Annotated in this window: 12 protein-coding genes; 8 read left to right on the plus strand and 4 right to left on the minus strand. The window is 70.0% G+C overall.

Going from position 1 to position 14,113, the window contains the following annotated elements; all coding sequences use genetic code 11:
- Window positions 1–61: 61 nt before the first annotated feature.
- From QTI51_RS17090 to QTI51_RS17100, 3 genes are all read left to right on the plus strand, one after another.
- A complete protein-coding gene (locus QTI51_RS17090; protein WP_165840314.1) occupies window positions 62–430 on the plus strand; it encodes a hypothetical protein in 369 nt (122 codons plus the stop codon).
- An 85-nt stretch (window positions 431–515) separates the two neighbouring features.
- A complete protein-coding gene (locus QTI51_RS17095; protein WP_132748765.1) occupies window positions 516–962 on the plus strand; it encodes a hypothetical protein in 447 nt (148 codons plus the stop codon).
- Between the two features lie 14 nt (window positions 963–976).
- Window positions 977–1,663 carry a LuxR C-terminal-related transcriptional regulator gene (locus QTI51_RS17100; protein WP_116909245.1) on the plus strand — a complete coding sequence of 229 codons (687 nt, stop codon included), beginning with the start codon at window positions 977–979 and terminating at the stop codon, window positions 1,661–1,663.
- Here QTI51_RS17100 and QTI51_RS17105 read toward each other — a convergent pair.
- On the minus strand, window positions 1,608–1,805 hold the full coding sequence (locus QTI51_RS17105) for a hypothetical protein (RefSeq protein ID WP_116909246.1): 198 nt from the start codon (window positions 1,803–1,805) through the stop codon (window positions 1,608–1,610). The genes QTI51_RS17100 and QTI51_RS17105 overlap by 56 nt on opposite strands.
- 112 nt (window positions 1,806–1,917) lie before the next feature.
- Window positions 1,918–2,745: a response regulator gene (locus QTI51_RS17110; RefSeq protein WP_116909247.1), complete on the minus strand. Its 828-nt coding sequence runs from the start codon at window positions 2,743–2,745 to the stop codon at window positions 1,918–1,920.
- A 203-nt stretch (window positions 2,746–2,948) separates the two neighbouring features.
- Here QTI51_RS17110 and QTI51_RS17115 point away from each other — a divergent pair, with 203 nt between their 5' ends.
- On the plus strand, window positions 2,949–5,228 hold the full coding sequence (locus QTI51_RS17115) for an ATP-binding protein (protein WP_286516121.1): 2,280 nt from the start codon (window positions 2,949–2,951) through the stop codon (window positions 5,226–5,228).
- A gap of 61 nt (window positions 5,229–5,289) precedes the next feature.
- On the opposite strand, the gene QTI51_RS17120 is transcribed toward QTI51_RS17115, so the two are convergent.
- Both QTI51_RS17120 and QTI51_RS17125 read right to left on the minus strand, forming a co-directional pair.
- A complete protein-coding gene (locus tag QTI51_RS17120; protein ID WP_116909249.1) occupies window positions 5,290–7,401 on the minus strand; it encodes a type IV pilus secretin PilQ in 2,112 nt (703 codons plus the stop codon).
- Window positions 7,402–7,573: 172 nt separating this feature from the next.
- A complete protein-coding gene (locus QTI51_RS17125; RefSeq protein WP_116909250.1) occupies window positions 7,574–8,731 on the minus strand; it encodes a porin in 1,158 nt (385 codons plus the stop codon).
- Between the two features lie 231 nt (window positions 8,732–8,962).
- Between QTI51_RS17125 and QTI51_RS17130 the strand changes: the two genes are divergently transcribed.
- From QTI51_RS17130 to QTI51_RS17145, 4 genes are read left to right on the plus strand one after another with little or no spacing between them, the layout of a single operon-like run.
- On the plus strand, window positions 8,963–10,096 hold the full coding sequence (locus tag QTI51_RS17130; RefSeq protein ID WP_132748767.1) for a hypothetical protein: 1,134 nt from the start codon (window positions 8,963–8,965) through the stop codon (window positions 10,094–10,096).
- Window positions 10,097–10,114: 18 nt separating this feature from the next.
- On the plus strand, window positions 10,115–10,957 hold the full coding sequence (locus tag QTI51_RS17135; RefSeq protein ID WP_116909252.1) for a nuclease-related domain-containing protein: 843 nt from the start codon (window positions 10,115–10,117) through the stop codon (window positions 10,955–10,957).
- A 4-nt stretch (window positions 10,958–10,961) separates the two neighbouring features.
- Entirely contained in the window at window positions 10,962–11,651 is a 690-nt protein-coding gene (locus tag QTI51_RS17140) for a response regulator transcription factor (protein WP_116909253.1), read from the plus strand.
- Between the two features lie 50 nt (window positions 11,652–11,701).
- Window positions 11,702–14,089, plus strand: coding sequence for an LPS-assembly protein LptD (locus QTI51_RS17145; protein ID WP_116909254.1), 2,388 nt, complete (start codon window positions 11,702–11,704; stop codon window positions 14,087–14,089).
- Window positions 14,090–14,113 lie beyond the last annotated feature (24 nt).

Consider the following 14,113-nt stretch of genomic DNA (forward strand, 5'->3'; position numbering starts at 1 on the left):
CATGTGCATGTGCATGTGCATGTGCATGTGCATGTGCATGTGCATGTGCATGTGCATGTGCATGACTTTCGGCGCGGCGAGCGCCGCGGCGCAGGGCCGCATGGTGTCCAGCACCTGGCTGCCCGGCGGCAAGTTCGCGCTGGTCTGCGACTACGACGGCGTCGAGTACCTGACGCTGGGCGCCGACCCACCGGATGCATGCGCCGATGTGGCGCCTGCATCGCAGGCGATCGGCGCAGCGCCTCGACCGATGCCTCAGACAGCGCCGCTGCCCGCGGTCGTGGTGTCGCGCGCGGAGGCGTTTCCGGAGTCGCACAGCTACGTCGGCGGCTTCTTCATCGACCCGCTGTCGGCGGCGTTGCGCGCCACCGGGCTGGGCCTGCTGCTGGGTGGCGAGTGGTCGCGCGGGCCGCGCCACTACAACCGCTGATGCCGCGCCATGCGGCGCCATGCCGTGTCATGCCTGCAGCCCGGCGTCCATTTTTTCTCCCGTTTTGAAAGCCACCATGGCGGTCATGAAAAGCCCATGGCATCGCAACACGCCTGCGCCTTCGCAGGCACTTCACTTCCATGGCCTGCAGGCCGCGTCGCCTGCGCAGCGCCACCCCATGGGGCACGCCATGCAGGCCCGATGGAACCACGCACAGCTCACGCACGCACCCTCGCACACGCCGGTGCACACGTTGGCGCACATGGCGCCACAAAGGCTGCGCAAGGCCTCGTGGCTGCCGCGCCTGGCCGGCCTGCTGGCCTTCTGCGCACTCGCCCTCGGCGTGATGCTGGCGGGCAGCGAAACCTGCACCGCGCAGGAAGCGCCCGGCACCTTCGCAGGCAGTTACAGCCGCTCGACGCTCGCGCTCATCACCGATTCGCGCGCCGACGCGGCCGCCCACCCGCATGGCGCCGGCTGCCGGCATCCGCGCAAGGCGAGCCGCGTCGCGCACCCGAAGCCGGCGCCCTGAGCGCCGCCGTGCACATGCTGCGGCCCGTTCCTTTTTTCAGTGCCCTGCTGGTGCAGGCCGACCCCGCGGTCGCGCTGCGCCTGCGGCACATCCTCTGCGCGCTGGCGCCGGGGCAGCAGGTGCTGCAGGCGTTCACGCGCGCGGAAGCCGAAGGCCTGCTGGCCACCTTCCTGTTCGACCTGGTGCTGGTCGACATGCAGCTGCGCCCGGCCGGCGACGGCGCCGCGCTGGTCGAGCGCATACGCGCCGCGCAGCCGCGCGCGCAGGTGGTGGCGGTGTCGGACATGGACCACCACGCGCTGGTGGTCGCCGCGTTCAGCGCGGGCGCCGCGGGCTACCTGCTGAGCCAGGCGGACGACGCCGAGATCGCGCACGCGCTGCGTGCCCTGAACAACGGCGGCGTGGCGCTGGACGCGCGCGTGGCGCGGCACGTGCTGGGCATGTTGTCTGTGCTGCTGCAGCGCGAAGAAGGCGCATCACCGCAGCCCAAGGCGGCACCGGCCCCCTTCGACTTGCGCCCGCGCGAGCTGCAGCTGCTGCGGCTGATTGCCGACGGCCTGAGCAACCAGCAGATCGCGCATGCGCTCGCGGTGTCGGTCCACACCGTCGAGTTCCACGCGAAGAACGCCTACCGCAAGCTGGAGGTCAGCTCCCGGACCCAGGCCATCCTCGAGGCAACGCGCCACGGCCTGCTGGGCTGATGCGCGGCGGCTGCCGCGTGAGCAGCGTGAGGAAGGCCAGGTGCTTCGCGTCCCAGGCGAAGAACATCGCCAGCAGCACGGCGTCGCCCACGGCCAGCGCGATCAGGGTGCGCCAGTCCCACAGCCAGTCGAAGAAGGTCATGGATCGAAACCAGGGAGTGATGAATGCAAGGCCTGCAGCTTGCGGCCCGCACGTTGCCCGCGGATTTCAGCGTGTTGCAGCCTCGGGGCCGCGCAGAGCAAAGGTGGCCCGCTCAGGCCTCTGGCGCGGGGTTGCGCGTGACAGCGGGCACGAACATGTAGCCCTCGTTGCGCACGGTGCGAATCAGGTCGGCGCGCACCTCCCCAGAGGCCAGCTTGCGGCGCAGGCGGCTGACCTGCACGTCGATGGCGCGGTCGTACGAATCGCTCTCTGCGCCCAGCGCGTACTGCACCAGCTGGTCGCGCGTGAGCACGCGGCGCGGGTGCTGCACCAGCGCGCGCAGCAGTCGGAACTCGCCGTCGGAGAGGTCCACGGGCTGGCCCTGCGGGTCGTGCAGCAGGCGGGTCTCGAGGTCGATGCACCAGCCCGCGAAGTACAGCACCGTGGCGGGGGCGTCCGCCGCGGGCTGCGAGGGCGCGACGGGCTGCGCGGCAGAACGTGCCCCGGTGCTGGCTGCATTCATCGGATTCACGGCATTGGAATTGGCCGTGCGCCGCAGCACCGTGCGAATCCGCGCGAGCAGCTCGCGCGGGTTGCAGGGCTTGGCCAGGTAGTCTTCCGCGCCGATCTCCAGGCCCACGATGCGGTCGATGTCGGTGCCCACCGCCGACAGCATGATCACGGGCGGGCCGCCCACGCGCTGCAGCTCGCGCAGCGCGCTCAGGCCGTCTTCGCCGGGCATCATCACGTCGAGCACGATGAGCGCGTAGTCGGCCTGCGCGAGCCGCTCGCGCATTTCCGCGGGATGGCCGGCCGCGTCGACCTGGAAGCCGTGCTTTTCCAGGAAGGACGCCACCAGGCTGCGAATGCCGGCGTCGTCGTCGACGATGAGGATGCGGGTGGACAGGTTCACGTTGCGGCGGATCGGAAGCTGGATCATAGGCCGGGCACCGCCGCGGGCCGAAGCCCCGCGCGCGGCACGGGCGATTCGCGCGCTGCAACGAACTGCAATGCGCTGAAATGCGGCGGCAACAGCCCGGCCGCACACTGCGGCGCTCCCACAGCCGCAAGAAAAGGAATGGCTACGCACGCGGGGCGCCGCACCGGCGTGACATCGCCCGGCGTCCGTGCCAGCATCGCCCCATGAACCCCCAAGGTACCGCGCGCCGCTGGCCGGGCCCGCCCCTGGCGCTGCAGATCATGGGCCTGCTGCTCGGCGGGCTGGTGGTGGCGCAGGGCGTGACGCTGGCGCTGACCATGCTGCTGCCGCCCGAGCCGCAGCGCCAGTGGGAGCTGGGCGACATCGCGCGCGTGCTCTCGGGCCACGCCGCCGAAGGCCGCAACGCGAACCTGCTGCAGCGCAGCTTGCAGGCACGCGCCCCCGAACCCAAAGGCCAGGGCTGGCTCACGTCGGAGCGCTCGCGCCGCGACCTGGCGCAGCTGATGACGCGCGACGAGGCCGACGTGCGGCTGTACTTCTACACGCCGCTGCCGTTCGCGGGGACCACCGGGCCGGTGGCGGATGCGGGGACTGCCGGCGCCATCGCCGATGCCGGTGAAACAGCGCAGGCCCGCCCGCGCCGGATTGCCGCCACCTTCGCGGGCGGCGGCTTCGTGCGGGTGCAGGCCGGCGGCGCGCCGGCGATGCCCGCCATGCCGGGCGGGCCTGGAGGCACGGGTGGCTTCGGCGGCTTTGGTGGCGCGGGTGGAACAGGTGGCGGCTTTGGCATCGGGCGGGGTACGGGCGGCAGCATCGGCGGCTTCCAGCAACCGTCGCAGGCAGCGCAACAGCCGCAGCAGTCCCCGATGACGCAGCCTTCGCAGACTGGCGGCGTGACAGGTGCGGTCGCTGCGCCGGCGACGTCATCGGCGCCTACGACAGCCACCGGGAACGCACCCGGCAATGGAGCCGGCAACGCACCCGGCATCATGACCAGCAATGCACCCGGCCTTGCAAGCGCGCCCACGCTGTCCGCGCCCAGCACGGGCGCGTCGCCCGGCATCACCGCCGCGCCATCCCTGCAGGCCGCACCGGCGCAGGCCGGGCCCTCCATCGGCAACGCCCCCGGCGGGCTCGGCCGCACGGGCCCCGCAACGCTCGCGCCGCCCGCGATGGGGTCGGGCCTGCCGATGGGCCCCGCAATGCAGCCGGCACCGTCCATCCAGGCGCCGCCGCCGATCATCGACACACTGCCGCCACGCAAGGCCGCCAGCACGACGGAAGCGCCCGTGAAGCGCACGGCTCCCGCACCCGACCCACCGGCGCCGCACGCCCCCACCGCCAGCACCCCTGCAGAGCCCACGCCCCGCGCCAGCACCGAGGCCACGCGCCCCCCACGCAGCACCGAGGCCCCGCGCACGCCACCCACCACCGACACCACCACCGAGGTCGCCCGCCCCGCCGCGCGCGGCCTCTTCGGCCTCGCGCCCGCGCCCTTCGTCGAAGGCGACTTCATCGCCGCCGTCTACACGCGCGAAGGCAGCTGGGTGGTGGTGCAGCCGGTGCCCGAGTCTTTCCCCAACGCGTGGCAGCGCCGCGTGCTGCTGTGGTTCCTGATGGCCGCGGTCATCGTGGCGCCGGCGGGCTGGCTGTTCTCGCGCCGGCTGGTGCGCCCGCTGAGCGGCTTCGCGCGCGCGGCCGACCAGCTGGGCCGCGACCCTTCGGCCCCTGTGCTCGCGCTCGAAGGCCCCGCCGAAATAGGCCGCGCCGCGCAGGCCTTCAACCGCATGCAGGCGCGGCTGCGCAGCTTCGTGGACGACCGCACCGTGATGATCGGCGCCATCAGCCACGACCTGCGCACGCCCCTCACGCGGCTGCGCTTTCGCATCGAGGACGTGCCCGACGACGTGCGCGCCGGCATGCTGGACGACGTGGAAGAAATGGAGCGGATGATCGGCTCGGTGCTCAGCTTCATCCGCGACGCCTCGGTGGTCAGCGCGCGCGAGCGCATGGACCTGGCGAGCCTGGTGGAAGACGTGGTCGAGCAGGCCGTGTTCGTCGGCAAGGACGTGCTGCTGCAGCGCACCGAGCACGCCCAGGTAGAGGTCGACGCCATGGGCATGCGCCGCGTGCTCGACAACCTGGTGGAGAACGCCGTCAAGTACGGCCACCAGGCACGCGTGCGCCTGTTCACCGACGGCGCCGACGCCGTGGTCGAGATCAGCGACCGCGGCCCGGGGCTGCCCGCCGACGAGCTGGAGCGCGTGTTCAAGCCCTTCTACCGCTCCCCGCAGGCCCGCGCCTCGCGCGCCTCGGGCAGCGGGCTCGGGCTGGCGGTGTGCCGCTCGATTGCGCGCGCACACGGCGGCGACGTGGTGCTCAGGTCGGGCCCGCACGGGCTGCTGGCGCAGGTGCGGGTGCCGCTGGCGCTGCAGCCGCAGCGAGGCGAAAGCCGGCTGCCCGAGCGCGGCACGCCCGCCTGAACGCGCTGGCGCCTGAACAGTTCAGCGCTTCAACACTTCAGCACTTCAGCACTTCAGCACCTCAACGCATCGCGTTGCGGTCCGTGATCATCTTCGGGCTGATGAAGATCATCATCTCCGTCTTGTTGTTCACCCGGCTGCGCGTGCGAAACAGCGCGCCCACCACCGGCATTTCCCCCAGCACCGGCACGCGCGACTCCGACGTGGTGTCCGTCAGCTCGAACACGCCGCCGATGACCACGGTGCCGCCGTTCTCCACCAGCACCTCGGTCTGGATGTGCTTGGTGTTGATGGCGTAGCCCGCCGTGGTCGACTGGCCCACCGTGTCCTTGTTGACCTCCAGCGACAGGATGATGTTGCCCTCGGGCGTGATCTGCGGCGTGACCTCGAGCTTCAGGTTCGCCTTGCGAAAGGAGATGGACGTGGCGCCGCTCGATGTCGCCACCTGGTAGGGCAGCTCGGTGCCCTGCTCGATCAGCGCCTTGGTCTGGTCGGCCGTGACCACGCGCGGGCTGGACACCACCTTGCCCTTGCCGTCGGCCTCCAGCGCGGAGATCTCGAGGTTGAGCATCTTCGTGAGGCTGGAGTTGAACAGCGACAGCGCAAAGGTGCCCACCGCGTCGCCCGTGGTGCTGGTCGCGGGCAGGTTGACGAAGCTGGTGGTCGAAGAGACGCTGGTGGTGCTGGAGCTCGACGTGGGCGTGGCGCCCACCGACGAATTCGCGTTGACCGCGCCGCCGCCCAGCTTGGCGCCCAGGCTCTTGCTGAAGGTGTCCGTGGCCTCCACGAAGCGCGCCTCGATCAGCACCTGGCGCACCGGCACGTCGAGCTTCTGCAGCAGCTCGCCCACCTGCGCGAGCCGCGAGGGAATGTCGGTGACGAAGAGCTGGTTGGTGCGCGCCTCGGCCAGCACGCTGCCGCGCGCGCTGAGCAGGCGCGTGGCCGTGCCGCCACTGGCGCCACCCCCACCCCCACCGCCTCCGCCGGCGCTGGTGCCGCTGCCCGTGAGCCCCTGCGCCACCGTCGCCGCCTTCGCGTAGTTGAGCTGGAACGACTGCGTGCGCAACTGCTCCAGCCCCTGCAGCGTGGCCTGCGCCTCGAACTTGATCTTCTCCTTGGCGTTGAGTTCGTCTTCGGGCGCAATGCGCAACACGCTGCCGTTCTTGCGCATGCCCAGGTTCTTCGCCTCCAGGATGATGTCCAGCGCCTGGTCCCAGGGCACGTCTTTCAGCCGCAGCGTGAGCGCGCCGCTGACGGTGTCGGAGGTCACGATGTTGAAGTTGGTGAAGTCGGCAATCACCTGCAGCAGCGAGCGGACCTCGATGTTCTGGAAATTGAGCGACAGCTTCTCGCCGTTGTAGCCGGCGCCCTGCGTGAGCTTGCCGGGGTTGTCCTTGCGCGGGCGCACCTCCACTACGAACTGGCTGTTGCTCTGGTAGGCGCTGTGCTCCCATTCGCCGCGCGGCTCGATCACCATGCGCACGCGGTCGCCGGCCTGCTGCAGCGCCACCGTCTGCACCGGCGTGCCGAAGTCGGCCACGTCGAGCCGGCGGTTCAGGCCCTCGGGCAGCGAAGAGCGGGTGAACTCCACCACCAGCCCCTTGCCCTGCTGGCGAATGTCCACGCCGACCTGGTCGTTGGGCAGCGTGACGATCACGCGGCCGGCACCGTCGCTGCCCAGCCGAAAGTCGACATCGCGCAGCGGCAGCATGTCGCGGTTGCGGTTCTCCGCGAACTCGAAGGGCATGGCCGCGCGCAGCGCCGCGCCCGCGGCAGGCTGCAGCGACACCAGCAGCGACTTGCCTTGCAGCTCGGTGCGGTACGCCGCCGCCTGCTTCAGGTTGAGCACGAGGCGTGTGCGATCGCCAGCCTGCACCACATTCACCGAGCGCAGGTTGCCCTGGCTGATGTCGATGGGCGCGCGGCCCAGGTTGCTGTCCATGCCGGCGAAGTCGAGCGCGATGCGCGCGGGCGACTGCACGGCGAAGCCGGCCGGCGCACCGGCCAGCGGCTCTGAAAAATCGATGCGCAGCACCTCGGTGCCGGCTTGCACGGAACCCGTGACGGATTCGATGCGGTTCTGCGCGCAGGCGGCGGCCATCGGCACCGCGCAGGCAAGCAGGAAGACGGCCGCGCGCAACCAGCGCGGGACCGCGAATGTCTGTGTGTTCATTTCACCTGCCTTGGAAACTGCGGCCTCATCTCCTCGCTGCTTCGAGCTCCCTCATGAGCGCAGCGCCCGCCCCGCCGCCGCTGTGCACCCGCGCGTGCAGTGCACGTGCGATGCAGGCGCCAGGGCCGCATGCGGCGGCGCGGCCCCTCAGCCGCGCCGCCGCAAGGCGTCGTCAGAACGCGTGGCGAATGCCGAAGTCGTAGCCGGTCGACGAACGCGGCACGCCGCTGAAGCCCACGCCCGCGCTGCCGTAGCCGGTGGTGCTGGCCGAGATCAGGCTGCCGGTGTAGTTGGCGTCGTTGCGGTTGTTCACGCGCGCCACCGTGGCGTACAGCGCGGTGCGCTTCGACAGGTTGTGCACGTAGCCGATGGCCAGCTTCTGGCCGCGCGGGTCTTCGCCCGTGATGCCGGCCGCGCCTTCGTTGTAGCGAACCACCGAGTACGACGCGCGGATCAGGCCCGCGCCCACCGGCACGGTCGCGCCGATGAGGTAGCCGTTGTAGCTGTCGTGCGTGTTGCCCAGCGCGGTGTCGAACTTGTTCTGCACGTTCGACAGTTCGCCGAACAGCTTCACAGGGCCGAAGTCGTACGACGCGCCGAGGTTGATGGTCTGCACCTTGCGGCCCAGCGTGGTGGTGTCCACGACCGTGCTCTGGCCCACGCCCAGCGCCACGTCCAGCGGGCCGTTGGCATAGCCGAAGCGGCCACCGACGTAGCGGCCGGCGCTGCTGCTCGTGGCGGCAGTGGTCGCCGTCGCGTCGGTGCTGGTGTTCTCGGCGAAGCTGTATTGCAGCTGGCCGTAGAAGCCGCCCAGGTTCGGCGGCAGGAAGTAGCCGACCGAGTTGCTGGCGCGGACGTAGTTCGTGTTGTTCAGCGTGCTGTTGCCGCTCACGGTGCTGATCAGGTTGGTGCCCGAGCCGTTGGTGCCGAACGGATCGAACACGGTGTCGTTCCAGAAGGTGGGCGTGTAGTCGCGGCCCAGGCGCAGTTCGCCGAAGCCACCCGACAGGCTCACGGTGGAGCGGCGTGCGAAGGTGCTGATGCCGGTGGCGCCGTCGTCGTTGGTGATGGGCGCTTCGAGCCAGAAGCTCGCTGCCAGGCCACCGCCGAGGTCTTCCGTGCCACGGAAGCCGAGGCGGCTGGAGTTGTAGGCGGAGTTGCCCAGGCTGGTCTTGCTTTGCTTGACCGACGCACCCGTGACCGGGTCGCGCGCGGTGGCCGACTGATAGGTCACGCCGGCGTCGACGACACCGAACAGCGTGACGGACGATTGGGCAGAAGCCAGGCCACAGACGGCCAGGGCAGCGAATGCCGTGAGGGTTTTCTTCATTCAGGTTTCTCCAGTTTCAGGTCTGATGCGGCCGCTCGGTATCGACCGGCTGTACGCATGGTTTCGCCCAAATCTGGAGGAATTTGGTAGATCCGTTTTCTGTGCCATCGAGTGTTGCGCGGACACATCAAGGTGATGCGCGCCGCAAAGACCTCGCGCGTGGCGCGGCCCTTCAAATTTCTCCCAATTCGCCTGAAAAGATCCACGCATGACGAAGCTGGAAACACACAGGTGAAGCGCGCGAGAACCTTCATGGCCGCGGCGTTCGGTGCACTGGCCATCGCATGCGCGAGCACCAGCATCGCGATGGTTCATTCGACCTCGGTGCTCGCGGCGGGCATGTTCGCGGAGCACGGCGCGCGCGCTGCAACACGTGCAACACGTGCAACACGCAATCAGGCACAGGCGCAGGCACGAACGCAACCGTGGTGGGCCGGCTTCGAGGACGCATCGATGGGCCGGCTGATGGCCGCCGCGCGCGGCGCCGACGAACCGGGCGTGGCCGCCGCGTACATCGCGCTCAAGGTGAAGACGCTGGAACTCGTGTACCTGGAGAACACGCGCGCGGCCGTCACGAGGCAGGCCGCGCTCGTTGGCAGCGGCACGCCACGGCACGACGACTTCGAAAAACAACTCGCGCAGCGGCAGCTCGCCGCGGACGACAACATCGGCAAGCTGAAGGCGCAACGCACGAGCTATCTTGCCTACCTGGCGGCGCGCTGCGGCATGCCGCAAGCCGCGCTCGAAGCCTTGCTGGCCGACGCGCTGCAAGACAGGTCGCTGCCACGCTTCGCGGCCGAGGTGCCGAGCGAACTGCCGATGGCCGTGCTGGCCAACCGCAACGACGTGCAGCTGGCCGCCGCGCTGTACGGCGCGGACACCGATGCGCTGCCCGGCGGCGTGATCGACACAAGCGGCGAAGCGCCCGACATCGATGCGCCCGGCATCGAGGCTTCCGGCCAGCCCCTGTACGCCCACGCGGTGATGCAGGCGCGCGACCAGGTCGCCGGCGCCTTGCAGCACCTGCAGATGCAGAGCGACATCGCGAACACCGCCTACGCGCGCGTGGTCGATGCACGCGCCGACTTCGAAGCATCGAAGCAGCGCCGCGACCGCGGCGACATTTCCGAAGTGCAGCTGATGGAAGACTTCCAGGGCCTGCTGCTCGACCTGCACGTGCTGGCCGCGGCCAACGGCGAGCTGGCGATGGCGTGGGTGCTCTTCATGGGCAACGTGGGTGGCGCGAGCGGCATGGGCAACGACACCGCCATCGACGCCATGGCCACCCCGCAGGCAACGCAGGCCACACAGGCAAGGGAATTGCCGTTTCTGCACAAAGTCTCCCGAAAGTTGCGCAATCCTTGAAGCTCGAAGGAGCACTCCATGACCACTGCCTTGCACAAAGCCCCCGCCCGCACCGTGCTCACGTTGCCCGGCCACTCGCGCGCCCCAACGCACACGCACACGCACACGCACACGCACACGCACACGCTCGCGCACGCACCGACGCAGCACCCGCGCCATTCGCTCGCCATCGACGGCGAGCAAGACGGCACCACCGCCACCGCGCTGGGCGTGCAGCAGCTGGTGAACGCCTTCAAGCCCGCCTTCGGCCGGCTGCACGTGCTGCAGGACCTGGTCATTCCCATGTACGAAGGCAGCGCCGTGCCCACGGCCCGTTTCGACGTGGCGCTGGTGTGCGAGGCCGGCGTGTACCTGTTCGAGGTGAAGGGCTGGCGCAACGCCGTGGTGTACCGCAAGACCTCCGCGCACACGGTGCCGCGCTGGTTCCTGCGCCAGCGCGACCATTCGCTGGCGCGCGAGGTGAAGGACCCCGCCTGGCAGTGCGGCCGCAAGACCACGCACCTGCGCAGCCTGCTGCCGCCCGACCTGCGCGTGCAGTACTTCGTGCTGCTGCCTTTCGACGGCGTCGAGCTCGAGGGCGTGATGCCCACCGTGGTGATCACGCCGCAAGACCTGCCCTACATCGCGCGCGTGGCGCGCAACAACGGACGCAACGAGCAGGGCTATCCGCTGCTGGACGGCGCGGCCATCGACCGCACCCTGCAGCTGCTGGCCGACGTGCAGGGCGAGCTCACGGTGGACGACCACCTGCGCAACAGCCGCGAGAAGCCGGGTCGCCCGCACGCCTCACTCCCCGCACACACTGCCCACGCTGCCCGCCCCGCACATCCCGCACACCCCGGCGTGCTGAAGCTGCAATGACCCGATGAGCCGGATCCTGCTGGTGGAGCAAGGCCACGACGCCGCCTCGGTGCTGCACCACGAACTGCACCAGGCCGGCCACGAGATCGAGCACATCGAGGACGGGGCGGTGGCGCTGCACCGCATGCTCACCGCGCCGCCCGCGCTCACGCTGCTCGACGTGGCGCTGCCGCATGTGAGCGGCCTGCAGATCCTGGAGAAGGTGCGCGCGCGCAGCGACCACCCGGTCATCATGCTGACCGCGCGCGGCGACGAGGCCGACCGGCTGCGCGGCTTCGAGCTGGGGGCGGACGACTACGTGTGCAAGCCCTTCTCGCCGCGCGAGGTGGCGGTGCGCATCCACGTGGTGCTGCGCCGCTATGCGCAGCGCTACCGCGTGGCGCGCCCGCAGGCGCCCATCACCTTCGGCGCGGGCCGCGGCTGCGCCATGCTCGACGGCCACCCGCTGCCGCTGACGCGGCGCGAGTCGCTGCTGCTGCGCGCGCTGTCGCAGGAGCCGGGGCGCGTGCTCACGCGCTCCAAGCTGCTGGAGGTGGCGTTTCCCGAGGCGCTGGACGTGAACGAGCGCGTGGTCGACACGCACATCAAGAACCTGCGCAAGAAGCTGGCCACGGTGTCGGCGGCGCACGACTGGATTCGCTCGGTCTACGGCGTGGGCTTCGCATGGGAATCGCGCGTGCGGCACGACGCCTGAACGACGCCAGACCCGCGCGGTTCGTCCGACCTTTTTCCTTGTTGTTCGCCATGAAACTACGCTGGCGCGGTTCGCCGGGGATGCTGTCGCCGCTGCTGTTGCTGGTACTCCTGCTGCACGCGCGGCCGGTGCCGGCGCAGGAAGCCTGGAGCGACGCCCCGCTGGTGCTGCGGCGCACGCCCCAACTGCCCGAGACCATCGCGCCGGCCGAGCGCGGCGCGCGGCCCAGCCTGGTCGACGGCGACCGGCTCTCGGGCCGGCCCGACCTCGAGGTGGTGGTCGAGGGCGATGCGTCGCTGCGGCGCGGCGACACCCACATCACCGCCGACCGGCTCGAATACCAGCCGCCCGGCGACCTGGCCACGGCCACAGGCAACGTGCGCCTCAACCAGGGCGGCAACGTGTACGAAGGGCCGGCGCTGCAACTGAAGCTCGAAAGCTACGAGGGCTTCTTCGAGCATGTGCGCTACACGCTGCTGGAAACGGGCGCGCATGGCGAGGCCGATCGCATCGACTTCGTCGACCCCAAGGTGTCGGTGGCGCGGCACGTGACCTACACCACCTGCCTGCGCGAGAACTACGCGGGCTGGGTGCCGGCGTGGATGCTCACCGCCGTGACCATGACCACCGACAGCGACACCAACCTGGCCACCGCCACCGACGCGCAGGTCAGCTTTCTGGGGCTGACCACGCCGTCGATTCCGTCGGTGAGCTTTCCGCTGAACAACGCGCGCCAGAGCGGGCTGCTGCCGCCGGTGATCGGCTTCGACAGCACCAACGGCTTCGAGTACCTGCAGCCGTACTACTGGAACATCGCGCCCAACCGCGACGCGACCTTCTACCCCGAGATCATGAGCAACCGCGGCGTGAACCTGGGCAGCGAGTTCCGCTACCTCGAGAAGACCTACAGCGGCCAGGTGCGGGTGGACGAGATGCCCAGCGACAGCCTGCGCGAGCGCAACCGCTGGGGCCTGTGGGCGCAACACCACCAGCAGCTCGACGCCAAGCCCTTCGGGCTCGATTCGCTGAGCACCTCGTTCAACATCAACCGCGTGAGCGACGACGACTACTGGCGCGACTTTGCCCACACGCCCACGCTCACCTCGCGCCAGCTCACGAACGAGGCCGACCTGAACTGGACCAAGGGCGACTGGAGCGGCCAGGCGCGCACGCTGTCGTACCAGACGCTGCAGTACGCGGCCGCGCCCATCACGCCGTCGTACAACCGCGTGCCGCAGCTCACGGCCAACTACAACACCTACGACTGGCACGGCCTGGACGTGTCGGGCACGCTGGACTACACGCGCTTCGAGGTGGACCCGGCCTACGCGCCCACGCTCAACGGCATCGCGCAGCCCAACGGCGAGCGCGTGGTGGGCAACCTGCAGGTGAGCCGGCCATGGGTGGTGCCGGGCGGCTTCGTCATTCCGAAGCTGCTGCTGCACACGGCCTCCTACCAGCTCGCCTCGCCGCTGGCGAGCGGGGCCAGCGCCATCACCAGCGTGGTGCCGACCATGAGCCTGGACAGCGGCCTGGTGTTCGAGCGCGACGCCACGCTCTTCGGCCACGCCTGGCGCCAGACGCTGGAGCCGCGCGCCTTCTACGTGCGCACGCCCTACCGCGACCAGAGCCAGCTGCCGGTGTACGACACGGCCGCCAACGACGTGAGCTTTGCCACGCTCTACACGGAGAACGCGTTCTCGGGCAACGACCGCGTGTCGGACACAAACACGCTGACGACGGGCGTCACCACGCGCCTGCTCGACCCGGTGACGGGCGCGGAGTCGGCGCGCTTCGGCATTGCGCAGCGCTTTCGCTTCAGCGACCAGAACGTGACGCTGCCGGGCGGCACCGCGGTGACCGACCGCTCGGGCGACTTCATCCTGGGCGGCCAGGTGCACTGGAACCCGAAGTGGAGCGTGGACGGCCTGGCGCAATACAACATGGACACCGGCAAGTCCACGCGCGACACGCTCACGCTGCGCTACACGCCGGCGCAGTACCACACGCTGACGGCGGCCTTCCGCTTCCAGGCCGACAGCAGCACCACCGCCAACGACGGCACGAAGACGGTGGACTTCAACTGGCAATGGCCGCTGAGCGAGCTGACGCGCGGCCTGCTGGGCACCAGGGCGGCGAACGACCCGGGGCGCTGGTATGCGGTGGGGCGGCTGAGCTACAGCCTGCACGACCGCGCGCTGTCGGACAGCCTGGTGGGCGCCGAGTACAACGCCTGCTGCTGGGTGGGCCGCATCGTGCTCGAGCGGCTGGTGTCGGGGCGCGCCACGCCCGACACGCGGCTGATGTTCCAGATCCAGTTCAACGGCTTCGGCAACATCGGCTCGAACCCGACGAGCACGCTGCTGCAGAACATCCAGGGCTACCAGCCGCTGAACCAGCCGGCCCAGGCGCCGAGCCGGTTCACCAACTACGACTGAGGCTTGCGGTTCGGGTCTTCTCGT

Origin of the sequence: Variovorax sp. J22G73, from assembly GCF_030317035.1 — a bacterium.
Lineage (GTDB): Bacteria > Pseudomonadota > Gammaproteobacteria > Burkholderiales > Burkholderiaceae_C > Variovorax.

Coding starts and splice junctions, on each gene's coding strand:
- QTI51_RS17100 (WP_116909245.1), top strand. CDS start 977: ATGCTGCGGCCCGTTCCTTTTTTCAGTGCCCTGCTGGTGCAGGCCGAC.
- QTI51_RS17140 (WP_116909253.1), top strand. CDS start 10,962: ATGAGCCGGATCCTGCTGGTGGAGCAAGGCCACGACGCCGCCTCGGTG.
- QTI51_RS17095 (WP_132748765.1), top strand. CDS start 516: ATGAAAAGCCCATGGCATCGCAACACGCCTGCGCCTTCGCAGGCACTT.
- QTI51_RS17120 (WP_116909249.1), bottom strand. CDS start 7,401: ATGAACACACAGACATTCGCGGTCCCGCGCTGGTTGCGCGCGGCCGTC.
- QTI51_RS17115 (WP_286516121.1), top strand. CDS start 2,949: ATGAACCCCCAAGGTACCGCGCGCCGCTGGCCGGGCCCGCCCCTGGCG.
- QTI51_RS17125 (WP_116909250.1), bottom strand. CDS start 8,731: ATGAAGAAAACCCTCACGGCATTCGCTGCCCTGGCCGTCTGTGGCCTG.
- QTI51_RS17105 (WP_116909246.1), bottom strand. CDS start 1,805: ATGACCTTCTTCGACTGGCTGTGGGACTGGCGCACCCTGATCGCGCTG.
- QTI51_RS17135 (WP_116909252.1), top strand. CDS start 10,115: ATGACCACTGCCTTGCACAAAGCCCCCGCCCGCACCGTGCTCACGTTG.
- QTI51_RS17145 (WP_116909254.1), top strand. CDS start 11,702: ATGAAACTACGCTGGCGCGGTTCGCCGGGGATGCTGTCGCCGCTGCTG.
- QTI51_RS17110 (WP_116909247.1), bottom strand. CDS start 2,745: ATGATCCAGCTTCCGATCCGCCGCAACGTGAACCTGTCCACCCGCATC.
- QTI51_RS17090 (WP_165840314.1), top strand. CDS start 62: ATGACTTTCGGCGCGGCGAGCGCCGCGGCGCAGGGCCGCATGGTGTCC.